The organism is Sphingomonas sp. LR60 (assembly GCF_036855935.1).
In the GTDB taxonomy this organism is placed as follows: domain Bacteria; phylum Pseudomonadota; class Alphaproteobacteria; order Sphingomonadales; family Sphingomonadaceae; genus Sphingomonas.
In genome coordinates this window covers 910365-934675 of record NZ_JASPFK010000001.1, presented here as the reverse complement: position 1 = coordinate 934675, position 24311 = coordinate 910365, and the positions used below count along the sequence as shown (strand labels likewise).

The 24311-nt window shown below is 66.1% G+C and carries 19 protein-coding genes; 5 read left to right on the top strand and 14 right to left on the bottom strand.

Going from position 1 to position 24311, the window contains the following annotated elements; translation table 11 throughout:
* Window positions 1–51: 51 nt before the first annotated feature.
* Window positions 52–1551, top strand: coding sequence for a glycoside hydrolase family 13 protein (locus QP166_RS04315; protein ID WP_333914799.1), 1500 nt, complete (start codon window positions 52–54; stop codon window positions 1549–1551).
* Window positions 1552–1593: 42 nt separating this feature from the next.
* Here the strand turns inward: QP166_RS04315 and QP166_RS04310 are convergent, their stop codons facing one another.
* Together QP166_RS04310 and QP166_RS04305 are read right to left on the bottom strand one after the other, a co-directional pair.
* Complete coding sequence (locus tag QP166_RS04310) at window positions 1594–2424, bottom strand: 23S rRNA (adenine(2030)-N(6))-methyltransferase RlmJ (protein ID WP_333914798.1); 831 nt, start codon at window positions 2422–2424, stop codon at window positions 1594–1596.
* A 78-nt stretch (window positions 2425–2502) separates the two neighbouring features.
* Entirely contained in the window at window positions 2503–2823 is a 321-nt protein-coding gene (locus QP166_RS04305; RefSeq protein ID WP_333914797.1) for a hypothetical protein, read from the bottom strand.
* 251 nt (window positions 2824–3074) lie between these two features.
* On the opposite strand from QP166_RS04305, the gene QP166_RS04300 reads away from it, so the two are divergent.
* Window positions 3075–3812, top strand: coding sequence for a hypothetical protein (locus QP166_RS04300; protein WP_333914796.1), 738 nt, complete (start codon window positions 3075–3077; stop codon window positions 3810–3812).
* Window positions 3813–3844: 32 nt separating this feature from the next.
* Here the strand turns inward: QP166_RS04300 and QP166_RS04295 are convergent, their stop codons facing one another.
* The 4 genes from QP166_RS04295 to QP166_RS04280 are packed head-to-tail and all read right to left on the bottom strand — an operon-like array spanning window position 3845 to window position 9519.
* Complete coding sequence (locus QP166_RS04295; RefSeq protein WP_333914795.1) at window positions 3845–5062, bottom strand: TolC family protein; 1218 nt, start codon at window positions 5060–5062, stop codon at window positions 3845–3847.
* On the bottom strand, window positions 5059–5358 hold the full coding sequence (locus QP166_RS04290; protein ID WP_333914794.1) for a DUF3240 family protein: 300 nt from the start codon (window positions 5356–5358) through the stop codon (window positions 5059–5061). The genes QP166_RS04295 and QP166_RS04290 overlap by 4 nt, the downstream gene beginning before the upstream one ends.
* Window positions 5355–8423 carry an efflux RND transporter permease subunit gene (locus tag QP166_RS04285; RefSeq protein ID WP_333914793.1) on the bottom strand — a complete coding sequence of 1023 codons (3069 nt, stop codon included), beginning with the start codon at window positions 8421–8423 and terminating at the stop codon, window positions 5355–5357. The genes QP166_RS04290 and QP166_RS04285 overlap by 4 nt, the downstream gene beginning before the upstream one ends.
* A 10-nt stretch (window positions 8424–8433) precedes the next feature.
* Window positions 8434–9519 (bottom strand): efflux RND transporter periplasmic adaptor subunit, encoded by a 1086-nt coding sequence (locus QP166_RS04280; RefSeq protein WP_333914792.1) that lies wholly within the window; start codon window positions 9517–9519, stop codon window positions 8434–8436.
* Between the two features lie 62 nt (window positions 9520–9581).
* On the opposite strand from QP166_RS04280, the gene QP166_RS04275 reads away from it, so the two are divergent.
* The 3 genes from QP166_RS04275 to QP166_RS04265 all read left to right on the top strand — a co-directional run bounded on the left by QP166_RS04275 (window position 9582) and on the right by QP166_RS04265 (window position 11553).
* Window positions 9582–9794 carry a hypothetical protein gene (locus tag QP166_RS04275; RefSeq protein ID WP_333914791.1) on the top strand — a complete coding sequence of 71 codons (213 nt, stop codon included), beginning with the start codon at window positions 9582–9584 and terminating at the stop codon, window positions 9792–9794.
* Window positions 9776–10222: a response regulator transcription factor gene (locus tag QP166_RS04270; protein WP_333914790.1), complete on the top strand. Its 447-nt coding sequence runs from the start codon at window positions 9776–9778 to the stop codon at window positions 10220–10222. Before QP166_RS04275 ends, QP166_RS04270 begins: the two co-directional genes overlap by 19 nt.
* 71 nt (window positions 10223–10293) lie before the next feature.
* Window positions 10294–11553, top strand: a complete 1260-nt coding sequence (locus tag QP166_RS04265; protein WP_333914789.1) for a sensor histidine kinase — start codon at window positions 10294–10296, stop codon at window positions 11551–11553.
* 60 nt (window positions 11554–11613) lie between these two features.
* Here QP166_RS04265 and QP166_RS04260 read toward each other — a convergent pair whose 3' ends face one another.
* The 8 genes from QP166_RS04260 to QP166_RS04225 form a co-directional block, all read right to left on the bottom strand.
* Window positions 11614–12717 carry an arabinan endo-1,5-alpha-L-arabinosidase gene (locus QP166_RS04260; RefSeq protein WP_333914788.1) on the bottom strand — a complete coding sequence of 368 codons (1104 nt, stop codon included), beginning with the start codon at window positions 12715–12717 and terminating at the stop codon, window positions 11614–11616.
* A gap of 65 nt (window positions 12718–12782) precedes the next feature.
* Window positions 12783–15665, bottom strand: coding sequence for a TonB-dependent receptor (locus tag QP166_RS04255; RefSeq protein WP_333914787.1), 2883 nt, complete (start codon window positions 15663–15665; stop codon window positions 12783–12785).
* A gap of 808 nt (window positions 15666–16473) precedes the next feature.
* Window positions 16474–16878, bottom strand: a complete 405-nt coding sequence (locus QP166_RS04250) for an NAD-binding protein (protein ID WP_333914786.1) — start codon at window positions 16876–16878, stop codon at window positions 16474–16476.
* On the bottom strand, window positions 16767–17342 hold the full coding sequence (locus tag QP166_RS04245) for an NAD(P)-binding domain-containing protein (protein WP_333914785.1): 576 nt from the start codon (window positions 17340–17342) through the stop codon (window positions 16767–16769). The genes QP166_RS04250 and QP166_RS04245 overlap by 112 nt, the downstream gene beginning before the upstream one ends.
* Window positions 17339–18517 carry an L-rhamnonate dehydratase gene (locus tag QP166_RS04240; RefSeq protein ID WP_333914784.1) on the bottom strand — a complete coding sequence of 393 codons (1179 nt, stop codon included), beginning with the start codon at window positions 18515–18517 and terminating at the stop codon, window positions 17339–17341. Before QP166_RS04240 ends, QP166_RS04245 begins: the two co-directional genes overlap by 4 nt.
* Window positions 18514–19788 carry an MFS transporter gene (locus QP166_RS04235; RefSeq protein ID WP_333914783.1) on the bottom strand — a complete coding sequence of 425 codons (1275 nt, stop codon included), beginning with the start codon at window positions 19786–19788 and terminating at the stop codon, window positions 18514–18516. Before QP166_RS04235 ends, QP166_RS04240 begins: the two co-directional genes overlap by 4 nt.
* Window positions 19778–21466, bottom strand: coding sequence for a GH39 family glycosyl hydrolase (locus QP166_RS04230; RefSeq protein ID WP_333914782.1), 1689 nt, complete (start codon window positions 21464–21466; stop codon window positions 19778–19780). The genes QP166_RS04235 and QP166_RS04230 overlap by 11 nt, the downstream gene beginning before the upstream one ends.
* A 26-nt stretch (window positions 21467–21492) precedes the next feature.
* Window positions 21493–24252, bottom strand: a complete 2760-nt coding sequence (locus QP166_RS04225) for a TonB-dependent receptor (RefSeq protein WP_333914781.1) — start codon at window positions 24250–24252, stop codon at window positions 21493–21495.
* Between the last annotated feature and the right edge of the window lie 59 nt (window positions 24253–24311).

The window sequence follows — 24311 nt, the reverse complement described above, 5'->3', positions numbered from 1 at the left end:
GAAATTTATCCACGCAGCTTCCAGGACACGAACGGCGATGGCGTCGGTGATTTGCCCGGTATCACGTCGCGGCTCGACTATCTGAAGGCACTCGGCGTCGACGCGATCTGGGTGACGCCGTTCTTCCCCTCGCCCAATGCCGACTTCGGCTATGACGTCGCCGATTACACCGCGGTCGATCCGCAATACGGCACGATGGCGGACTGGAACCGGCTGGTCGCCGAAGCGAAGAAGCGCGGTATCCGCGTGATGGTCGATCTCGTCGTAAACCACAGCTCCGCCGAGCATCCGTGGTTCAAGGAGTCGCGCAGTTCACGAACCAATCCCAAGGCGGACTGGTATATGTGGCGCGATGGCGCCCCGGACACGCCGCCCACCAATTGGCAGTCGATCTTCGGCGGGCCGGCCTGGACGTGGGACACGACCCGCAAGCAATGGTATTACCACATCTTTCTTTCCCAGCAGCCTGACCTCAACTGGTCCAGTCCGGGCCTGAAGAAGGCGATGTTCGACGTCGTGCGCTTCTGGCTGGATCATGGCGCGGCGGGGTTTCGGCTCGACGCTACCCCCTATCTCTTCGAAGACCCGGCATGGCCGCAGGATCCCGATCCGACCGGTGGCGATCCGGTCTGGCTGAAACCCTACAACTCTCAACTGCCCGGCACCAACGCGGTGCTTCGCGAGATGCGCAAGATCGTCGACAGCTACCCCGGCAACCCGGTCCTGCTCGGCGAATCCTCCACCCGCAACGTCCAGCAACTGCGGGCGGTGTACGGCAAGGACAAGGACGAGATTCACCTGCCGATGAACTTCCTGGTCGGCAACATCGACAAGCTCGATGCCGCGACCTTCAAGCGGCGTTACGACGAGGCCGCGACGCAGCTCGAGGGGCTCACGCCGGTCGAGTTCTTCAGCAACCACGACCAGTCGCGCCAGTATAGCGAGTTCGGCGACGGCAAGCATGACGCGCTGATCGGCAAGATGGCCGCCGCGCTCACCCTGCTCAACCCCGGCACCGCGCTCATGTATTACGGCGAGGAAATCGGGATGGGCGACATGGACAAGGCGACGCTCGCCAAGGTCCCGCTCGACCCCAATCGTCCGCGCAGCGACGAGCGCGATCGTGCGCGCACCCCGATGCAATGGAGCACGGCACGCAACGCGGGCTTCTCGACCGGCACGCCGTGGCTGCCCGCCAACCAGCGCTACGTCGGCACCAACGTCGCCGCGCAGGAGCGCGATCCGGGTTCGCTGCTCAACTGGTATCGGTCGCTAATCGCCTTGCGGAAGACCGACCCTGTGTTCCGCAGCGGCCGCTACATACCGCTCGAAAGCGGCGACCCGAAGATCTTCGCCTTCGCGCGCGAAGCCGCCGACCAGAACGGTGCGGTCGTCATCGCCAACACGGGCGCCAACCCGTCGACGCCGTCACTGCAAGGTTTCGAGGGCACGACCCCGCGCTTCGGCGCAAAGACCTGCGCCTCCGGAGAGGTTGGCGGCGGACTGTCGATCGGTGCCTACGACACCTGCATCATCCGTTTCAGGCGATAGAATAGGAGAACCAGGGAGTCCTGCGCCGGCCCCGAACATACTTCACCCGTTCAGCCAACTCACTTCGAGCTCACCCCTATGGCCCTCCGGAGCCAGCACAGCGCGAAGGGCTTCAAGCAGAGGCGCCAGCGCCTGGGTGAAGGCGTAGGGCGGGTTGACGATGAAAAGACCTGCACCATTGTAGATGCCGGGTCGATCGTCGTCGTACAACCAATGCTCCACCGTAAGAAGTTTGGCGATGCCAAGCTTGCGCAATTGCTCCTTCCAACGCCAATGCGTCGCGCGGTCCTTCAAGGGATACCATATCACCACCACGCCGTGCGCCCATTTCCGGTAAGCGGCAGCGAGGGTTGCCGTGATCCGGGCTCGTTCGTCCGTTTGCTCATACGGGGGATCGACCACCACCACGCCGCGCGCGGTGCGGGGCGGCACCATCGCCAACCAGAATTCGTAGGCGTCTCGCTCGTGCACGGCTGCCGAGGTGTCGCGCATGACGCTGCGAAGGATGCGGACATCCTCGGGATGCTTTTCGTTCAGGATCAGCGAGTCCTGCGGGCGCAGAAGCTGCGCCAATATTCGTGGCGAGCCGGGATAGAGGTGCGACCCGGTTCCGACATTCACGGCCTGCACGGCGGCACGATAGTCGTCCAGCAGCGGGTCCGGGGCATCGATAACGCGCTGCACGCCGAGCACCGACTCACCGGTGCGTTGCGCATCTTCGCCATTCAGGTCGTAGAGCCCGCAGCCGGCGTGGGTATCGATGAGGGTCAGCGCGCTCTGTTTTTGCTGCAGGGCCTGGACGAGGGACATCAGCAGACAGTGCTTGACCACATCGGCGCTGTTTCCGGCATGGAACGAATGACGGTAATTCACTGACTTCAAATCCTAGTGATCTTAACGAGCGAGCGGTGACCGTCGCGTCCGAGCGAGGCGACTACCCCCTTCCCGGCTTCAATTCCCGTCGGCATCGACCATAAAGACGACTGGCTTTCCCCGCGACATCGGCTCCCACCCCGCCGACAAGGCAGCGCGCACGCACCGCGATATCGTTGCATCATCGAGTTGCAGACGCCCCCGCGGCAACCCCTTCAAGAGCCGCTTGGGCGCCGGAAACTCCACCCATGCCTGCCGCTTCGCATCGCGCTGAAGAAGGGCGATCGTCATACCCTTCCAGCCGTCATCATCCGACAGATGCGGTTCACGCTCGAGCTGCCACTGGTAGGTGATATCGTCGACGGTCACGGTTCCGCCGGTGCTTTGTGATTTCGACATGTCGGCGGCCCTAGCATGCCAGCCTTCTCAGGGCACGGGTCTCGTGACCGTTCAGACTGAAGAACGCTTAAGCTGGACCGTCGACGCCCCGCCCGCTCAGCTTTCAAGTTTGATCGCTCTCACCTGACGGAAAGGGTGGGGTCTCCTACCCTCCGAGAGGAAGCGGGGAACGGCAATGCTTGCCATTCTTTTGGCAATCATCTGCTACGGGCTAAGAGCGTAGCGATGATGTATCTGGGCGAACCATGACAATGCGCGTGAAAATTGGCTGGGGACTATTCGGCGGACTTGCTCTCACCATGTCGGGCTGCGCTACGCCGCCCATTCCCGTGCAGCCGCCACTCCCCATCGTGACCGTCACGCCCCCGCTCCCTCCAATGCCGGCGGGCGGCTATGTCGGCATGAAGATACCAGCAAAGCTCGAGGACGGTGCCTATTTCACGCCAAACCTGAACAATACGGACCAAGCCGCAGTCTGGCATCTGCGCAACGCGTTGAACGTCGCGGCGCTCGGCTGCGACCTGGAAGGCGGCGGGATCGTCGATGCTTACAACGCCTGGATAAAGGGGCACGCGGCCACGATCGACCGCTACTACCAGGCCTATGTTCGCGAATGGCAAGAGCCCGGCTGGATAGACTGGCAGCGCGTCTACGACGACGATCAGACGCGTATCTACAACTTCTACGCGCAGCCAGCGATGCGTGCGGGCTTCTGCGCGGCCGCCCGCGTGGAGGTGGCACAAGTCGGTCAGGTGGCGGACGGTGATCTGCCGACCTTTGCCCGAGCAGCTTTGCTACGGCTTGATCGACCGTTCGTGGAATTTTATCGTGAATTCGACGCCTGGCGAACGTTTTACCGCCCGGCTTCGCCACCGATCGCGCAACCCGTCAACATTCCTGTTGTGGTCGTTCCGCCGCCAGTAATCACGACGCCGGCAGGCAACGACCCGTCCGAGCCCGCACCGTCACCGGCTTCCGAACCACAATAGAAGCTTTGGGCGCGGAAGCTGCTTCAGTCGCGTCACTTGATCCACAGGGCGTGGGCATCGATGCGCATCTTCGTCACCGCAAGCGCGGCGGCGGTGCGGGCGTCGATTTCCGCCGCGCGTGCTTCATAGGCCAGGCGGTCGGCGTAGAGGCGATCGGCGAGATCGACCACGCCGAGGTCCTGCCCACGCGCCGTCTTCGTCGCGGCAGCATCCGAGCGGGCGACCGCGGCGCGGGCGGCGCGCCAGGCGGCGAGCCGGGTGCGGGTTTCGGCCAGGTCACCGGCGGAATGCGCCTCCACCTCGCGGCGCACGTTCGCGGCCTCGAAGGTCGCGGCGCGGGCGGTACCGGCTGCTTCGGCCGCCAGTCCGCGGCGATAGCCGCCGCCGAACGGCAGCGACAGGAACACACCGACGCCCTTCTCCTGCCCGCCGCGCTCCTGAAAGCTGCGCAGGCCAAGCGTCGGATCGGGCAGGCGATCGAGCTTCGCGCGGCGGGCGAGCGCGCCCTCGCGATCCGAATTGCGGTCGGCTGCGGTGATATCGTGGCTCTTGGTCACCGCATCCGCGGCGAGCGACGCCAGCGCGGCTTCGTACGTCTCGGCCACCGCGAGATCGGGCGCTTCACTCGGCAGCGCGAGTTCGGGTAAGGTCGCCGCCAGCTCCGCCCGCGCGCGGTCGCGCGTGGCGGCGGCCTCACCCACCCTCAAAGCGGCTGAGGCGACCGCAGCGGCGGCCTGATCCGCGTCGAGCACCGCCGCGTCGCGGAGCGCCACGCGGCGGTCGATCGCACGCGCGGCCTGCTCTAAATTCCCTTGTGTCGCCAGTGCATTGCGGTGCCCTGCGCTCGCACCGAGCCAGCGATACCACAGCTCCGCCAAGGCGAGCGCCGCCTGATGCCGCGCATCCTCGGCACGATTGATCGCCACCTCGACCCCGAGTCCGGCCGCCTTGCGGTCGAGCGACGCCTTTCCGGGCAGGCGCACCGCACGGCTGAGCGTGGCATCATATTCCCGATAGTCGCGGCCTTCCAGGTCCACCCGGCGATTGGAGAGCGTGCCCTGCAGGGTCACCTCATGCGGCCCGGCGCGGAGTGCATCGCCGGCACCGCGCGCGGCATCGACGCGCGCATCGGCGGCCATGACCGCAGGATAGGCTTCCAGGGCAGCGCGCACCTCGTCCGCGGGGGGCAGCTCCTGCGCGAGCACCGGCAGCGGCGTCGCGAGCGCCAGAATAAGTAGCGCGCGCTTCATGCCAATCGCCCCATGTCGTGAACCGGCAGCGTCATCCAGCGCACGGGAAGCCGCCGGCGTGACGCCTCTACCGCGGCGACCAGCGCCGGTACGTCTTCTTCAACTACCGCCAGTTCGATCGCGACGCGGCGCAGCGCGCCCGTCACGCGCTCGGCCGTCCCGGCATCAGCGAAATCCAGTCCTCGGACGATTTCGTCGCGGAGATGGATCGGGGCGGTCGATAAGGCGCGCAGCGCCTCGACGATCGGTTCGGCATCGCTTGCCGCACCGGCAAAACGCAACAGCACGATGCTCATGCCATGCGTTCCGCCTTGCTCTCGCCGAACCGCTCGTAAAGCAACGGCAGCAGCACCAGGGTCAGCAACGTCGACGATACCAGCCCCCCGATCACGACGATCGCCAGCGGCTTCTGGATCTCCGATCCCGGCCCGGTCGCGAACAGCAACGGCACCAGCCCGAAGGCGGTGATTGACGCGGTCATCAGCACCGGCCGCAATCGCCGCTCCGCCCCCAGCCGCACCGCATCGGCGAGTGACACGCCCTCCGCACGCAGCTGCCGGAAGTAGCTTACCAGCACCAGCCCATTGAGCACCGCGATGCCGAGCAGGGCGATGAACCCGACCGACGCCGGCACCGACAGGAAATCCCCCGAGATCCACAACGACACGATCCCGCCGACCGCCGCAAAGGGGATATTGGCGAGGATCAGCAGCGCCCCGCGCATCGATTTGAGCGTCGCGAACAGCACGAAGAAGATCATCAACAGCGCGATCGGGATCACCAACATCAATCGCCCCGCGGCCCGCTGCTGGTTCTCGAACTGCCCGCCCCACACGATGCGGTAGCCGTCCGGCAACTTCACCTGCGTTTCGACCTTGGCCTTGGCCTCTTCGACGAAACCGACGAGATCGCGCCCCGACACGAATGCTTGCACCAAGGCATAGCGCCCGCCGCTCTCGTGGCTCAGCATCACCGGCCCCTGCGTTTCGGTGACGCGCGCGAGATCGCTGACGCGGGCGACCGTGCCACCGGGGGTCACCATTTGCAGGTCGCGGAAGCGCGCCGGATCCTCGCGCACGGCATCGTCGCCCTTGATGAGCACCGGGATACGCTTCTGCGCCTCGATCACGGTGCCCGCGGGAAGACCCTCGACCTGCGCGCGCAGCATATCCTCGAAGCTGTCGACCGGCATGCCGAACCGGCCTGCCGCCGCGCGATCGACATCGAGCTGGAGATAATCGACGGTCGCATTCGCCGCCGTCACCACCTCTGATGCCCCGCGCACGCCGCGCAACGTGCCCTCGATCTGCCCCGCCAGCGACGAAAGCGTCGCCAGATCGGGGCCGAAGATCTTGATCGCCAGATCGCCACGCGAACCTGTGAGCATCTCGGAGACACGCATCTCGATCGGTTGCGTGAATACCGGCTCGATCCCCGGCATCCCCTCCATCACCTTGCGGATGCCGTCGACGATATCCTGCTTCGTGCCACGCCACGCCGCGCGCGGTTTCAGCGCCATGAACATATCGGTCTCGTTGAGCCCCATCGCGTCGAGCCCGATCTCGTCGACGCCGTTGCGCGCGACAATCCGCTCAACCTCGGGCACCGCGGCGATGATCGCCTCCTCGACCTTGCCGTCCAGCGCGAGGGTGCGGGTAAGGCCGATCGAGGGCAGCTTGGTGGTCTGCATCACCACCGCGCCCTCGTCCATCGTCGGCATGAACGTCTTGCCGACCGCGCCGTAAGCCAGCACCGCCAGCACCAGCCCCGCGGCCGCCACGCCATAGACCAGCGGCTTGCGTGCGAACGCGCCGGCCAATAGCCGGTGGTAGCGTGGCGCGAGCATCCGCATGATCCACGGCTCGCGATGCTGCCCCGCTTTCAGCCCGTAGGAAGCGAGCACCGGGACGAGCGTCAGCGCGAGCAACAGCGCCGCGGCGAGCGAGAACATGATCGTTAGGGCGACCGGCGCGAAGAGCTTCCCTTCCAGTCCCTGCAGCGACAAGAGCGGCACGAAGACGAGCGCGATGATCAGCAGCCCGGCGGACACGGGTACTACCACCTCGGCGGTGGCGCGAAATACCACGTTCAACCGTGGCACACCCTCGTCCTTGGCATGTGCGAGCCGATCGACGACATTCTCCACCACCACGACGGCGCCATCGACCAGCATCCCGATCGCGATCGCCAACCCGCCAAGGCTCATGAGGTTCGCCGACATGCCCATGTAGCGCATCGCGAGGAAGGTGATGAGCGCCGCCATCGGCAGCGTGGTCGCGACGATCGCCGCCGCGCGCCAATCGCCAAGGAAGATGACGAGCAGGATCACCACCAGCACGATCGCCTCGATCAGCGCCTCCTGCACTGTGCCCACGGCATGTTCGATCAGGTCCGAACGGTTGTAGAAGACGTCGATCGTCGCGCCTTTGGGGAGGCCCGGCTTCAACTCCTCAAGCCGCGCCTCGACGCCCTCCACCACCTTGCGCGCATCTGCGCCGCGCAGCGCGAGGACGAGACCCTCGACCGACTCACGGCCGTTGCGCGTGAGCCCGCCGTAGCGCGTCTGGCTGCCCGCACCGACCGTAGCGATGTCACCCAGTCGCACGATCCGGTCGTTCCGTGCCACGACCACCATTTGCCGCAGATCGTCCGCGTCGCGGATCGCGCCGACTGCGCGGACGATCAGTGCCTCGTCGCCGCGCGACAGGCGCCCTGCGCCATCGTTACGATTTCCACGCTCCACCGCGTCGGCGACCGCCTCGATCGTCAGGCCCGCGGCGGCCATGCGTACCGGATCGGGGCGCACCTCATAGGTGCGCACATGGCCGCCCAGCACGTTGACGTCCGCGACGCCGGGCACCGTGCGCAGCGCAGGTCGGATCGTCCAGTCGAGCAACTCGCGCTTCTCGGCGAGCGTCAGCGACCCCTCGATGGTGAACATGAACACTTCCGAGAGCGGCGTGGAGATCGGCGCGAGGCCACCCGACACACTCTCCGGCATGTCCTTCATCACGCCCGCCAGCCGCTCGGTCACCTGCTGACGCGCCCAATAGATGTCGGTGCCTTCGTCGAAGTCGATCGTGACGTCGGCGATCGCATATTTCGCGGTCGAGCGGAGCACGGACTGGCGCGGCAAGCCGAGCATCTCCAGCTCGATCGGTGCGATGATCCGCGTCTCGACTTCCTCGGGCGTCATGCCGGGCGCCTTGAGGATGATCTTGACCTGCGTCTGCGCGATGTCGGGATAGGCATCGACCGGCAGCGTGGCAAAGGCCCATGCCCCCAGCGCCGCCGTCACGATCGACAGCGCCAGCACGAGCAGGCGATAGGAGAGCGACCAGGCGGCAAGGGCACGAAGCATCCGTCTGCCCTCAGTTTGCCGCGAGGGCCTTGAGCTCGCTCGTCCCGGAGACAGCGACCTGTTCCCCGGCCTTCACGCCCGCGGTGAGGACCGTGCGGCCGCCCGCCCCGCCCGCGCTGGTAACGGCGCGGCGCACGACGCCCTTGGGAGTGCGCACGAACACGACCGTTCGACCCTCAATGATGACGACTGCGGCGCTCGGCACCGCGACCGCCACGCCATCGGCTGGCTTCAGCAACGTGGCGGTCGTGGCGCGGCCGGCAACGAGGCCCGGCGCAGCGGGGATCTTCGCGCGCAACATTGCGGAGCGCGTCTCCGGCTCGACCGTCGCGCCGACGCTGGTGACGGTTCCGGCCACGCCGTCCAGCATCACCGTCATCCCCGGCTTGATCGTGCCGATCAGCCGCTCGGGCAGCTGCGCGGTGAGTTCGTAGCGGCCCGTGGCGTCGATCACATAGGGTGCGCTTGCGCCGTCGACCGGCATCCCGGTCTGCACGCTCGCCTTGGTGATCGTGCCCGCGATCGGCGCGGTCAGCGTGTAGTTGCCGCCGCTACGCCCGGCGTTGATCAGCGCCAACGTGCGGCGCTGTTCGCCCAGTTCCGCCTCGGCTTCGCGCCGCGACGCCGCGGCTTCGTCCGCCCGGCTTCCGGCAATCACGCCCTCGCGCGCGAGTTGATCGAGCCGACGGGCGTTGAGCCGCGACACGTTCGCTCGCGCGGACGCCTGTTCCCTTCCTGCCTGCATCGTCAGCACGTCGCGGCTGACGACGACCGCTAGCGGTTGTCCGGCGCGAACCTGTTGACCTTCGACGACCATCGTGCGCGTCACCACTCCGGGGATCATCGCCGCTACCGCGACGCGCGCGTTGGGCGGTGGAGCGATCGTCGCGGGCACTTCGGCGACCGGAACCTCCGTGGCGGCCTCGGCCTTGGCGAACTTGATGTCGAGCCGCGCGATCTGCTTGGCGCTCAACCCCATCGTACCGAGCGACGTCGTGGGCGTAGGCGTGGGGGCCGGCCCCGGCGCCTCGCCGCCCGAACAGCCGGCGATCAGCCCTGCGATCAGCAGCGACAGCGGAAGGTGCGTCTTGGTCACGCCCGCTTCTCTAGCTGGCGAACCTGCCAAAATGCTGTCACTTGACAGCAATGCGCATCCTGATGGTCGAAGACGAGGCGGAACTGGCGCGGCGTACGATCGCCAGCCTGACGCGCGCCGGGATCACCGGCGAATGGTTGGCGAGTGCGGAGGACGCGGCGGGCTTCGTCGAAGACGGCTTTAATGCGCTCATCGTCGATCTCGGCTTGCCCGGAATGGGGGGCTCGATCTGGTGCGGCTGCTGCGACGGCGCGGCGTGGCAGTTCCGATATTGATCCTCACCGCGCGCGGCAGCTGGGAGGAGAAGGTGGAGGGCCTCAACGCAGGAGCCGACGATTTCCTCGTCAAGCCGGTGCGAGCGGAAGAGCTGATCGCCCGCCTTCACGCGCTGGCGCGGCGAGCGGCAGGACATCACGTCGCGCGGCTGGCGGATGGCGCGCTGGCGCTCGACACCGGCACGCGCGAGGCGTGGCTGGACGGCGCGCCGATCGAGCTGACGCGCAACGAATTCCGTCTACTCCGCGCCTTCCTGCTGGAGCCAGGCCGCACGCTCTCGCGCGATGCGATCCTCGACCGGCTCTACGCGCTGGAGGCGGAGCGCGATCCCAATACCGTGGAGGTGCTGATCGGACGTCTGCGCCGAAAGATCGGCCGCGACCGCATCGCGACGGTGCGCGGCTTCGGCTACCGGCTGCTACCGTGAGTCCGCGCACCCACAGCCTCCGCTTCCGCTTCGCCGTTGCCTCGTTGCTGTGGGTGGGACTGGGGACGTTGGTGGCGGGCTTCGTCATCAGTGGGCTCTATGGCCGGCACGTCACCCACACGTTCGTCAGCGACCTGACCAACCATCTCGACGAATTGACGAGCCTCACCGAACCCGGCCGTGACGGGCACCCGGTGCTGGATCGCCCCCTCTCCGACCCGCGCTTTCAGGATCCCCGCTCCGGTTTCTACTGGCAGGTGGAACGTGGTGGGAAGCCGATGCTCACCTCCGCCTCACTGGCTGGCCACCACCTCGTCACCTCACGCAACGAAGCTCCCGACGTACCGACGTGGACCCGCGATCATCACGAACGGCTTCTGCGCATCGATCGTCCCGGCCCGGGCGGGCTGCTCTTCTCGATCACCGCTTCCGGAAGCGTGCTCGACGCCGAACTGCGCGCCTTCGCCAGCGACCTCGCCGTATCGCTCGGCGCCTTCGCCGCACTGATGCTCGTCGGTGCGGCGCTGCAGGTCCGCTACGGTCTGCGCCCCACCCAGCGCCTCGCCGGTTGGATCGACGACCTCCGCCGCGGCGAACGCGACCGTCTTCCTGACGCCGTGCCAAGTGAGTTCGCCGGCATCGTCGGTCGGCTGAACGAACTGATCGAGGCTCAGGCGGTGCTGGTCGCGAGGGCACGGGTGGAGGCGGGCAACCTCGGCCACAATCTCCGCACCCCGCTCGCGCTGGTGACGAGTGAAGCGGAACAGCTCGCGCAGTCCGGTCAGACGGAAGCGGCGCAATTCATCCTCGACCAGTGCGAACGGATGCAGCGCCAGATCGACTATCAGATGAAGCGCGCTGCGGCGGCCGGCGGGCGCGGCACCGGCATCGTCGCCGACCTCGCGACGTTCACTGCGGAGATCGTCGAGGCGATGCGGCGGCTGCATGCAGGGCGCGACGTAACGATCGTCAACGATGTGCCGTTGCGGATCGCGGTTCCGTGTGACCCCGGCGACTTGTCCGAAATCCTCTCGAACCTGATCGACAATGCCTGCAAGTGGGCGCACGACACCGTCAGGATCACCGCTTCGATCGACGCTGCGTGGATCGAGATCGTCATCGCCGATGACGGTCCCGGGATACCTCCCGAGGCTCGGGATCGTGTCCTCGGCGTGGGGGTGCGGCTCGACGAGACGAAGCCCGGAACAGGATTGGGGCTGACGGTCTCACGAGATATTGCCGGGCTGTACGGCGGCACGCTGGACCTGGGCTTCAATGAACACGGCTCAGGCCTGAGAGTGCTCGTTCGCCTACCTCTATCCCGGCCGTAAGAACCGAGTGACGCTTCGTGCCTGCTCGCTGAAGCAACCAGCGTTCCGCCTTTTCGACCATTACTGAACGGCCGGCCAGCCGTTCGCATCCCAGACGATCGGCTGAATCTGCAGCGTCGGTGCGCCGTTCCGCTGCGTGTCATAGGCGTGATAGACGATATAGTCGCCGTCCGACTGGCTGAGGATCGCCACGTGCCCGCGCCCGACGAAGCGGCTGCCGGTGCCCTGCCCGCTTGCCAGCACGAGCGTGCCGCCGCCTTGGAGCATCGCGCGTCCGTCGCGGTCGACGTACGGCCCGTCGGGTGCGGCAGAGCGTCCGACCACGGTGTTGTACGTGCTCGCCGCGCCTTGGCAGCAGGCATCGAACGACACGAAGAGGTAATAATAATTGCCGTGCCGGACGACATAAGGCGCCTCGATCGCACCTGGCGAAGGGCGCTGCGCCAGCGCGCGCGGCGCGGCGTCCCCGGCCAGCCGCAGCCCGGTGGCGGGATCGATGCGGATTAGCTTGATCCCCGTCCAGTAGCTGCCGAACGCCAGCCATGCGCGACCATCGCCATCGGTGAAGGCCATGGGATCAATCGCGTTGAAGTCGTCGCTGGTCTGCGACTGAATGACCGGGCCCTGGTCTTGCCAATTCGCGGCGGGTGCAGCGGGGTCGATCGACGTCGCGGTCGCCAGGCCGATCGCCGACTGGTTCCGCCCGAAGGTCGAAATCGAATAATACAATCGATACTGGCCGTTCACCTTGGAAATGTCGGGAGCCCACATGCCGGTCGCGCCGGGCACCGCGGTCGTGGCCCAGGCCGGCAGCGAGCGATAACTCCCGCCACGCAGCGTCCAATTGCGGAGATCGGTCGAGGTCCGTAGCCCTAACAAGCCCTCTGCGTCACCCGCATTGCCGGTGGTGAAAAGATAATAGGTGTCGCCGTCCTTCAGGATGGCGGGATCGTGGACAGGGCTGACGTTGCCGGTCAGCGCAAGCGATGCCGTGGTCGGTGACGGGCTCGGGGTCGGCGAAGGGCTCGGAGTTGGCGACGGCGTGGGGCTTGGCGTCGGCGTCGGCGCCGCCCCGCTCGGTGCCGGCGATGCCGAGGGCGTTCCTCCATCGGAGCCGCAGCCGGACGCGAGCAGCAACAAGGCAAGCGAAAGGGTACGCTTCATGAGCGGTGTTCCTTTTCCATCGATGCACGAGCGGGCGAACCGATGGGTCCGCCCTTGTCCCGAGGTCAGTTGAAGCTATATCGCACGCCAACCGCGAACGTCCTGGGCACCAGGACGGAGCCGAGGTTGTAGCGGTTTTCGTCGCCGGCATCGCCGAACTTGTAATACTCCTGCTGCTTTAGTCGGAGCAGATTGACCGCGTCGAAGGTCAGACCGAGGCGGTCGGTCAGTTTGGCGGTCAGCTGGAAGTCGAGGCTGCCCTCCGGCCGGCGCCAGACGCCCAAGGGGTTAGCGAACAACCGGGCCTCGTACCGAACCTGCCATGCCTTGCGCCAGACGTAGGAGAGGCGTGCGCCGATCGGGCCGTTGTCGTAGGCGAGCGTGGCATTGTACGACAAATCCGACACGCCGAAGAAGCCGGAGCGCAGCTCGCCGGTCTGCTGCCCGGCCAGGTTGAACTCGGGCACGTTCTGCGTTGAATCCAGCAGGGTCAGGCTGCCCTGGAAACCCAAGCCATCGAGAACCGAAGGCAGATAGGTCGGGAAGTAGGTGAGCCCGACTTCTAGTCCCTTGAGCACGCCGTCCGACGCGTTCGCCGGGCGGCTGATGACGAAATTGTCGGTCTTGCCCGCGACGATGCCGTTGTTGGGAATGAATTCCAGCTGGCTGACTGGCACCACCAGGCCACTGATTTCGCGTCGGAAACCGGTGACCGTGATCGCGCTGTTGCGATCGAAATACCATTCGACCGCAACGTCGTAGTTCTTGGATGTGGTTGGCTGCAGCGTCGCGGTGCCAGCGCCGCCGGTGCCGTATCCGACCCCGGTCAGATCACCCGTCAGCGAGAAGTTCGGGTTGATGGCGCTGAAGTCGGGGCGGCGGAGCGTCTCGCCGTAGTTGAAGCGGACGCGGAAATTGTCGGTCAATTCGTAGCGGGCGGTGAAGCTGGGCAGGAAGCGATCCGACCCCGGCGACGACCGCGAGATCGCGCCGTTGTTGAAGCGATCGCGGAAGATCGCGTCGGTATCCACCGCCACGTAACGAACGCCGGCCTGGAGCTTCAGCGGACGCCCGAAGATCGAGAGTTCGCCATCCGCCTGAAGGTATGCCGCCAACGTCTTCTCGTCGACGCTGAACACCTCGGTCGTCTTCAGCTGGCTCGAGGTCGGTAGGCCGTAAAGCCCGCGAATCGTATCGCGATTTCGATAATTGTAATAGCCGTTCGGCAGCACCCAGCTGGTCGGTACGTCGGCGCGACCCTGGTAGAAGTCGCTGTTGGTGAAGGTCGCCTCGGTCGGGAAGCTGGCCAACGAGCGGTTGAGCGGCGCAGCGTCGGCGGTGCGCACGAAGCTGGACGCGCGTCGATCGTCGAAGCGGAATCCTGCCTTGATCTGGCGGACGAAGCCGGAGTCCCAGGTGTAGTTGCCGTCGAGCGTGGCGGTGAATGCGCTGCCGGTATCGCGGTTGGAATTGTCATACAATTGGGCGACATTCCACTGCGCGGGATCAGTCAGCAGTTTGTCATCGTTGAAGTGGTAGGACGGCAGCCCGCCGCCAGCGTTGAAGTCGACGACGATCTGCTGGGCAGTGCGTTCGACACGCTGCGCGAAGAAGTCGGACTGGGTCTTGCTGGTTTGATAGGCGGCATCGGCGACGATGTTGCCGCGTCCCCCCAGATCCCATTTGCCGTTCAAGGCATAGACGAAGCTGTCGGTCTTCGCGCGGTTATAGTCGCCGCTGTTGAAGCCGTAGACGTCGTTGGCGACACGGGATTTAACGATGTTGGTTCCGTCGTAGAGCGTCGGGTTCTGTGGCGATTTCCAGTAATCGACGAAACTGAATTGCAGGCTGTTGAACGTTTCGCCGCGGAACCCAGCGTAATAGGCTTCGGCGGTGTAGACCGAGCTGCTGTTGGGCGCCCATTGCACCGCGATGTTCGCGGATGGGCGTTCACGCAAGCCATACAGATCAGAAGAGAAAACCGCGTCGCGCGACAGCCAGTAAGGCGTCGCGATCCCATTGACCGGCAGCGTCGATCCGGTTGCGGTCGGCAGCCCGGTCTCGTTCCCGGCCTTCCAATTGCCCAGCCCACAGGTGTTGATGAACTCACCCGTGGTCGGGTTGACCGGTGCCGGGAAGATACGCTGGAAAGGATCCAGGCACGTTCCCGCGGGCGGCGTGAGCGTGGCGAACGGCACGAAGGCGCCCGCCGTCGTCGACATCGTGCGGAACTTCGAGCGCGTGTAGCTGCCGTTGACCAGCACGCCGATGTCGCCGATGCCGGTTTCCCAACGATCGCTGATGAGCAGCGCGCCGTTCGGATTGATCTTGTCGGCTTCCTGATCGTAGATCCCGCGCGCCAGCGCGGAGATGGCGAAGCCGTTGAAATCGAACGGACGACGCGTGACGACGTCAACCTGCCCGGCAAGGCCGGTCTCGATCTGATCGGCGGCGCGCGTCTTGAACACGTCGACACGCTTCACGAGGTTCGCCGATACGTCCTGAAGCGCAAACGCCTGTCCGGACGCGGTAAAGATGTTGCGGCCGTTGAGCGTCGTCAGCGCGTCGGGCAGGCCGCGGATCGCGATCCCCGCCGCTTCGCCTTGGCCGCGGTCGGTGACCTGAATGCCGGTAACGCGCTGCAATGCCTCGACGACGTTGTTGTCGGGCAGTTTGCCGACATCTTCCGCGACGATCGAGTCGACGATCTGCGTCGAGTTGCGGCGGCGGTTGAGGGCACCGACGATCGACGCGCGCACGCCGGTGACGACGATATCCTGTTCGGCCTGGTCGTCGCCAGCGACAGTGCCGCCGGGACCAGTGCCCGCCTGATCTGTCGGACTACCCGCCTGCCCGGGCTGTTCGGGGTTGGCCTGCGCGTAACCGGGCGTCGCCGCGAGCAGCGCCAGAGCGGAAACAGAAGCGAAAACAACAGGCTTGAGTGCCACAGGACTCCCCCTTCTAAGTTGCAGTTCGGCATGAGCGTTGATCGCCCATTACTCGGACAAGCAAATATCCAAGGTGATGTTGGCTCGCAAGCCATATCTTGTCGGACCAGTGCACCGCAGTGATCTAAGTCAGCGAGCGTGACTTTTGCGCATCACCGGGCCGGGCACGGTAACGTCACCATTTTCCTTGGGAAAGTGCGGGGTTTTTGAGCGGGATTACGAGGTTTTGGTCTGCGACTCCCTACTTCAGCCCCTCCCCTAAGGGGAGAGGCTGATTGAAGCGGCGTCTTAGGAGGTTCGTTTGGTTGGGCGTTAGTAGGACAAACGTGAAGCGTAGGTTGAATTCGGAGTGCGCCACGGTGCCGATCCCGGCACGGACGGTGCACGAACGCAGCCGAAAATAGCACCGTCGCGGTGGGAAAATAGCAACGGAATCTGAGGAAGGCGAAGGCGCGGGGGATGCGGGTGCCGGCGAACCGGAGTTTGATCTAGCTGGCTTGAGCCATCCGTCTTCGTATCCCGGCTGAGGCCGGGGCTCGGTTGGGAAGGATTGAGAGATAAAGCGCCACGTGCACCACTAGACCAGGATGACTTTGAGCCGACCCACGCTCGTCATTGCGAGCGCAGCGAAGCAATGCAGAGCCGAACCAGGACGCCCTGGATTGCTTCGCTGCGCTCGCAATGACGGTTTCGGTTCGACGTTGAGTCATCGCACTCTAGCGTCCCCCAGCTGGGCCCCGGCCTTCGCCGGGGGACGCTTCGGCTCCGGCGGCCCACATTCTGGCGCCCGCCGTCACCGGTAAAGCAATCAGCCTTTGCGGACGCCCTCGACGACCGCCGACATGTCGTCGACGGCGTGGTCTGCCGCCGCCGCTTCGAACCGCGCGCGTGCGGCCGCGGCGCTTGGCAGATCGATGGACTGCTCGGCGAAGGCGGCCTGAGCATAGCCGAGGTCCTTTGCCATCAACGGCAGGAAGAAGCGCGGGTCGTAGTCACGATCGAGCATACGGGGCGCGATGAGCTTCGCGATCGGGCTGCCGGGCGCGCCCGCGATCAGCAGTGGCACGATGCGCGCGGCGTCCATTCCGCTGCGCTCGATCATCACCACCGCCTCGGCGAGGCTGGCGACCTGCACGCCGCAGAGGAAGTTGTTGATGAGCTTGAACACCGCGCCGCTTCCCGAGGGGCCGAGGTGGACGATCTCGCTGCCCATCGCGCCCAATGCGGCGCGCGCCTGTGCCAGCGCGTCGGCGTCGCCGCCGACCAGGAAGCGGAGGCTTCCTCCTCGGCCTGCTGACGGCTACCGCTGACCGGCGCGTCGAGCAGCCGGACGCCCGCCGCAGCGGCCTCGGCCTCGAGCGTGCGGACCCATTCGACGGTCAACGTGCTCGACTCGATCGCGACGGTGCCGGGCGCCATCGCGGCCAGCGCGCCGTCCGCACCCAGCCACGCGCTGCGCGAGGCGACGTCGTCGGCGAGCATCGCCACGACCACGCCAGCGCCCTGCGCGGCAGCGGCGGGGGTGGCGGCGACGCGTGCACCGGCGGCGGCGAGCGGCGCGGCCTTGTCCGGGGAGCGGTTCCACACCACCACATCGAACCCTGCCGCGATCAGCCGGTGCGCCATCCCCGCGCCCATGATCCCAAGCCCGAGAAAGGCGATCGTGCGTTCCGTCATTGCGTCACCTCGAAATTGGCCAGCGCAGCCTCGTCGATTTCCAGCCCCAGACCGGGCACGTCGTCGCTGAGCGAGACATAGCCGTCCTCGGCGACCGGTTCGCCCTTGAAAACATACCAGAACAATTCGTTGCCGACCTCCACGTCGACCTTGGGAAAATATTCGGCGATCGGCGAATTCAGGCTGGCCATGACGACATGGTAATTGTGCATCTGTCCGGCGTGCGGGACGACCGGGATGCCATGCGCCTCGGCCAGTGCCTGGATCTTGCGCGCAGCGGTCAACCCGCCGACGCGGTTGGTGTCGAACTGGATATAGTCGAGCGCCCGCGCCTCGATCAGCTGGCGGAAACCGTAGCTGGTGAATTCGTGCTCGCCCGCCGCGATCGGCGTGGAGCCGAAGCGGCGCAGCTCGTGATAGCCGTGGAGATCGTCGGGGATGATCGCCTCCTCCAGCCAGCGCAGGTTGAACGGCTCGATCAACCGCATCATCCGCTTCGCATAATCGAGGCTCCAGCCCATATAGGCATCGGCCATCACGTCGATCTCGTCACCGACCGCGTCGCGCACGGTGCGCACCAGTTCGACGTTGCGCGCCATGCCCGCGGCGCCATCGTCGGGGCCCCAGCCGAAGCGCAGCTTCATCGCCTTGAACCCTTGCGCCTTGTAGCGCGTGGCCTCCGCTGCCAATTGGTCGAGCGGGATCGAATAGAGACGGCTGGCATAGACCGGGATCCGCGGGCGCGTGCGACCGCCCATCAGGCGGAAGCACGGCTGGCGGGCGTCCTTGCCCATCAGATCCCAGAGCGCGATGTCGATCGCGGAGATCGCGGCCATCACCAGGCCCTTGCGTCCGAAGGCCATCGTCTTACGGTACATGTGCTGCCACAGGAATTCCGTATCCCATGGGTCATGACCGATCAGCAGCGGGGCGAGATGCGCGTCGATCAACTGCTTGGCGAGCATCGGCGCCAGCGCGGCATTGCCGATGCCGACCAGCCCCTTGTCGGTGAAGACCTCGACGATCAGCCAGCCGTGGAAGGTGAAGCTGCCCATGGTGTCGGGGGACAGCATCGGTGAGACGGCGTCCATCGGGTTGGTGCAGAAATGCGGCGGCAGCGCCTGCGTCTGCCCCTTCCATTGCACGACGCGGGTGCGGACTTCGGTGATCTTCACGACAAAACTCTCCTGGAATCGGAACTGAAATCGAGCCGCACGATGCGCGGCACGGCGAGGCAGATGAGGGCGAAGGCGATAAGGTGGAGCGAGGCGGCGGTGGCGAGGACGGGCGCGTAGCCAAAGCCGTGGTCGAGCGCCCAGCCCGCCGCCTGCCCCATAACGATCCCGCCGAACGCCCCGCCCATCCCGACCAGCCCGGCAACGCGGCCGAGCGCCGCGCGCGGGATCAGGTCGGTCGGCAGCGTCATCACCAGCGTCGACCAGCCCTGCTGCCCGAAAAAGGCGAGGCTGAAGAGCGCGATCACCCAGCCGATCGACGGTGCGGCGGGCACCAGCATCACCCATGGCATACAGGCGGCGCAGGCGCCGAGCGCGATCTTGCGCGCGGCGTTCACCGAGAGACCGCGCGCCAGCAGCCGGCTCGACAAACCGCCCGCCGCGACACTGCCGACACCCGCCGCGGCATAGGGAATCCAGCCGATCGTCGCGGCCTGTTTCAGGTCGAACGCATGGGCGTCGAACAGATACTTCGGCAGCCAGAAGAGGTAGAAATACCAGGCGCCGTCGCTGAGGAACTTGGCGCCGACGACGCCCAGCACCTCGCGCCGCGCCAGCAGGTCGCGCAGGCGGGGCGCCGCGACCTCGCTCACCACCACGGCCGCCGGTGGATCGCGGTAGACGATCGCCCACCACAGCGCCCAGGCCAGCCCGAACGCGCCGGTGACGAAGAATACCCAGCGCCAGCTCGCCAGCCCCAGCCAGTCGGCGTGCGTGAGCAGCAGCGCGATCAGCGGCGGCGCGATCACCGCGCCGACCGAGGTGCCGGCGTTGATGATCCCCAGCGCGGTGGCGCGCCGTTCCGGCGCGAACCGCTCCGCCACCGCGCGCGTCGCCGCCGGAAAGCCGCCGCCCTCGCCCATGCCGAGCAACAGGCGGCTGACGATCAGCGCCGCGACCCCGCCGGCCAGGCCGTGGCTGGCGCAGGCGAGCGACCAGAAGGCCATGATTGCGACGAACCCGCGGCGCGTCCCGATCCGGTCGAGCAGCCAGCCGCCGCCGAGATACATGAGGCCGTAGGTGGCGAGGAACGCCGAATCGAGCAGCGCCTTGGTCTGGTTGCCGATCGGTATGTCACGCTGGATGCTGGCGATCGCCCAGGGCAGCGTTTGGCGGTCGAGATAGCTGATCGCAATCGCGACCGCGACGACGAAGGCGATGCCCCAGCCGCCGCGCGCCGCCGTCCGGGGCGTCGGCGTGCTACTTGGCATCGATCACGACCAGCGCGATCCCCTGCCGCGGGACGTCGAGCGTCGTGGTGGCGGTGCCGCCCTTCCCGCCGGTCAGCACGAGCGGCTGCGGTTGCATCATCGATGCCTTTTCGAGTTGCAGATATTGCGCGTCGTCGGGCGCGATCGGCGAGCCCATCTTCTTCCACGCGGTAAACGCATTGGCATTGTCGCCATCGACCCGCCAGAGCGTCGCGCGCGCCGGACGCCCCTTCAATCCACCGAACGCCAGCGTCACCGCAGCACTTGCGCCGGGAACGTCGTCGTCGTGATAGTGCCAGACGAGCACCGCGACCTTGCCGTCGGCGGTGCGGGTCGCGATCGTCCCGACGTCGGCGGCGCCGCGCACGCCCTCGCTCATCACGGTATCTAGCGGCAGTTGCGCGTCGCTGGTCGCGGCCAGCCGATCGTCGCCGAGCTGCGCGAACAGGCGGAAGACGTTGAGCACCGGCAGGTCGACGCCGTTCGACGACAATTGCCGATAGCCGGCGAACCATGGCTGGTCCTCGAACTCGAACGCCCAGGTCAGCGCACCGTCGAGATTGACCTTGCGGCGCGCCGCCAGCTCCCACATCCGCGCGAAGCTGGCGGCGGTGTAGCTCGAATACATCGTGCCGTTGCGATAGGCGTTCGCCGGCCCCGGACAGGCGGCGCACCCCTCCGGATCGCTTTCGCCGATCACCACCGGCTTTGTCGCGAGCGCCGGGATCGACAGCGTCTTGGTGAAGCCGTCGTTCGCCTCCTTGAGCTGTTGCGCGATCCCCATTCGGACATGGCCGTCGACGAAGGTCGGGCGGCCCTTGGCGTGAAACGCGAGAAAGTCGGTGGGCGTGCCGACCTGCCCGGTGGCGTAGTTCCGGCCGGAGGTGACGTGCTTCAGGAAGCCGTCCATGAACGCGCCGCCCGCGCCCGCCGCATCCGGGCCGCCGACGCGTGCGGTCGGCAGCGCGCGCCGGATGCCGTCGACCGCATAATCGTGCATCTTGTAGAATTCGTCGTGGCTGGCCTTCCAGTACCAGCCGTTCGCCTCGTTCCAGATCTCGAAATACCAGCGCTCGACCTCGGCACGGCCGTAGCGTTCGACATTGTGCCTGGTCCATTGGAAGACCAGCTCGCGCCACTTGTCATAGTCCTTGGGCGGATAGGCCCAGCCCGACATGATCCGCTTATAGTCGAACCCCGGCCGCCAATCGTGGCGATAGGGCGTGCCGGCGGGGGCGGAGGACATCGCCTCCGGCATGAACCCGATCTGCAGGTACGGGTGGATACCCGCCGCGCGATAGGTGTCGATGATCCGGTCGACGTTGGTCCAATTGTAGATCGGCTTGCCGTCGGGCGTCTCGTTATAGATGTCGGTGCTGCCCCATTTGAACGCAGCGGTGCCGTCACCGGTGTTGAGCAGATTGTGCGCGCGGAAATAGATGTCGCCGCGCTTCAGCTTGCCGAGTTCGGCGATCAGCTTCGTGCCGTCCTTCATCGTCGCATAATTCGGCTCGTCCGCGCCGAAGAACCGCCAGATGCGGGGCAGCTTGCCCTCGGTCCGTGCGGTGTCGACCGTGATCCGCACCGGGCGGGGGGCAGCGGCGCCCTGCGCGTCGGCGGGGGCGAACAGCGTTCCGGCCAGCAATAACGGGGCGAGCAGATGACAATAGGGACGCATCGAGGATCCTCTCTTTTTCTGGTCGGTTACAGGCGCGCGCGGATGCCGACCGCGAACATGCGCGAATACAGCACGGTGTCACGCGGATAGAGCGCGGGATCGGTGAACGAGGTCTGGTACAGGTCGCGCAGGATGTTCATCGCATCGAAGACGACAGTGAACTTCGGGTTCAGATCATAGGCGATCGAAATGTCGAGATTGTTGATCGACCCGTTGGTGATCCCGTTGGGATTGACCCCGGTGAAATGCAGCCCGGCATTGTACGAGTCACGCCAGACGTAGGAGGCGCGGGTCGACAGCCCGTTCTTCTCGTAGATCAGCGTCGCGGTCGCGGAGAATTTCGACACGTTCTCGAACGGCATCTCGATGAAACCGGTGCGGCCCGGCAAAGGCGAGAAGGCCCGGTTGACCCCGTCGATGTACGTCCCGTTCGCGCTGATGCCGAAGCCATCGAGGAAGCGCGGGAAATAGGTGAAGCCGCCCTCGATTCCGGTCAGCTTGCCCGATCCGGAGTTTTGCGGGCTGACGACCTGATACGTGCCGTTATCCGCGCCGAGATAGTCGATCTGGACGTTGCTGGTCACCGACTGGATGAATCCGGTCACCGAGCGGCGGAACAGCGTGGCGGTGATCGAGCTGGAACGGTCGATATACCATTCGGCGGCGAGATCGAAGTTGGTCGAGCGGACCGGCTTGAGTTCGGCATTGCCGCTGGTGCCGCGCCCGAACGGTTGCTGGCCCGGCACCGGCGGGGTGAGCGTCAGCGCGGGGTTGAGCTGCGCGAAGCTGGGGCGCGTGATCGTGCTGCTGGCCGAAGCGCGCAGGAACAGATTGTCGCGCAGCTTGTAGCGCGCGCTGATGCTGGGCAGCACATCGACGCCGTCGCTGCTGATCGTGATCGGCGTGACGATTCCGCGCAACGCGCGCGAGGCGTTTGAGGTGATATCGTTCTTTACGACGCGCACGCCCATCTGCCCGTCGAGCTGCCCGACCTCGAAGCTGGCCTGGACATAGCCGGCATAGCTCTTCTCGACGATATCGAAGCCCAGCGTCTGCTGGAACGCCGGATCGACCGGCCCGGCGCCGAAGCGCTGGCGTAGCAGCCCGATGTTATCGAGCACACCCTGCGTCGATGGCGACGCCCATTGCCGAACGAACGGGCGGACGCCTTCGTAAAAGTCGCCGGGCGTCGTCGTCATTAAGCCGGGAATGTCGATCGCGCGCGCGGTGTAGCAACGCAAGGCACCGGTCGCGGAGCAGTTGAGGATCTGGTTGAACGCCTGCGATCCGGCGTTGCGGCGATTGATGCGCGCGCCCGCGGCGAGTTCCGTGAAGACACCGATCGGATCGGTATAGGCGATGTCGCTGCGGAAGGTCAGTTCATCGCCCTTGCCCTCGGTCCGCTGCGTGTTGAGCCGCGACAGGAAATAGCGCGACGGATCGGCGATGTTGTCGAATGGCAGTTCGAACCGCGGCGTCCCACTGCCCTCGAAGTTGAAAAAGCCGTTGGTCTGGCGTGCGATGAAGTCGACGTCGACCGAGGCGACGCGGTCGGTCGCCACCGAACGCGTGTACGATCCCTCGGTATAGACGCGCCAGCCGTCGGCCAGCCATTCGGCGGACAGCGCACCCTGATAGCGATCCGCGACATTGTCGTTGACCGCTCCGAATACCGCGACGCGGCTGCCGAGCGTGCTGACCTGATCGACCAGCTTGGTATCGCCCTTGAAGGTCAGCGGTGCGGCCAGTCTGCCTTCGAGCGAGGTGAAATTCTGGTTGCTGTTCCCGCGATCGCGGAAGCCGTAGAACAAGCCATCGGCGGTGATCGTCAGTCGCGGATCGGGCCGCCATTGCAGCGAGCCGTTCACCGCCGGGCGTTCGCGCTTGCCGATACGGTCGATCGCGCCGATCACGTCGGTCCGGAACACGCGCGGCTCCGTCGCGCTGGTCCCGCGCGGATCGAGCGGAATGCCCGGCGTATAGGGCGCGCGCGTGTTGTCGAGATTATAGCCGAAGAAGCCGCCGCCGTAGATCGTCTCGTCCCGGTAGCGGGTCTGGTGGAAGGACACGCTGACCAGCGCGCCGAGTTCGCCGATCCCGGTCGACCAGCGATTGCTGAGCAACAGGCTGGCATAAGGATCGATCGTGTCGGGTTGCTCGCTGTATACCTGCCGCGCGGCGACCGCGACTTCGGCGCCCTTGAAGTCGAACGGGCGGCGCGTGCGGACGTTGATGAGGCCGGCAATCCCGCCCTCGATCTGGTCCGCGGCGCGCGACTTGTAGACGTCGACCCCGGCGACGAGATCGGCGGGCACGTCTGCGAGCGACAGCGACCGCCCGGTGGTCGAGAAGATGTTGCGACCGTTCACCACGGTGACGACGTCGGGCAATCCGCGGATCAGCACGGTGGCGGACTCGCCACGCGCGCGCGGCGACACCTGCACCCCCGGCACGCGTTGCAGCGCCTCGACGACATTGTTGTCGGGCAGCTTGCCGATGTCTTCGGCGACGACCGAGTCGACGATCTGCTTGGCATTGCGCTTGATCGACTGCGCCGACGAGAGGCTGGCACGGACGCCGGTGATGACGATGTCCTCCGCTGCGGTGCTGGCTGTGCCGGCGTCGGCGCGGTCGGGCAGTCCGCCGGTCTGCCCCGGCTGCGGCTCCTGCGTCGCGGCGATGCCGACGGTCGCATCCGCCTGTTGGGCATGTGCCGGCGACATCGCCGCCAATACCAGCCCGATGGCGGACGCGCAGGTCGCCCGCCGGAGTCGCAATGCCGACATGATCCTCTCCCCTTGATGTGCGGTCTCGCCGCTTATGCCTCCATGTAATCTGGTACTAC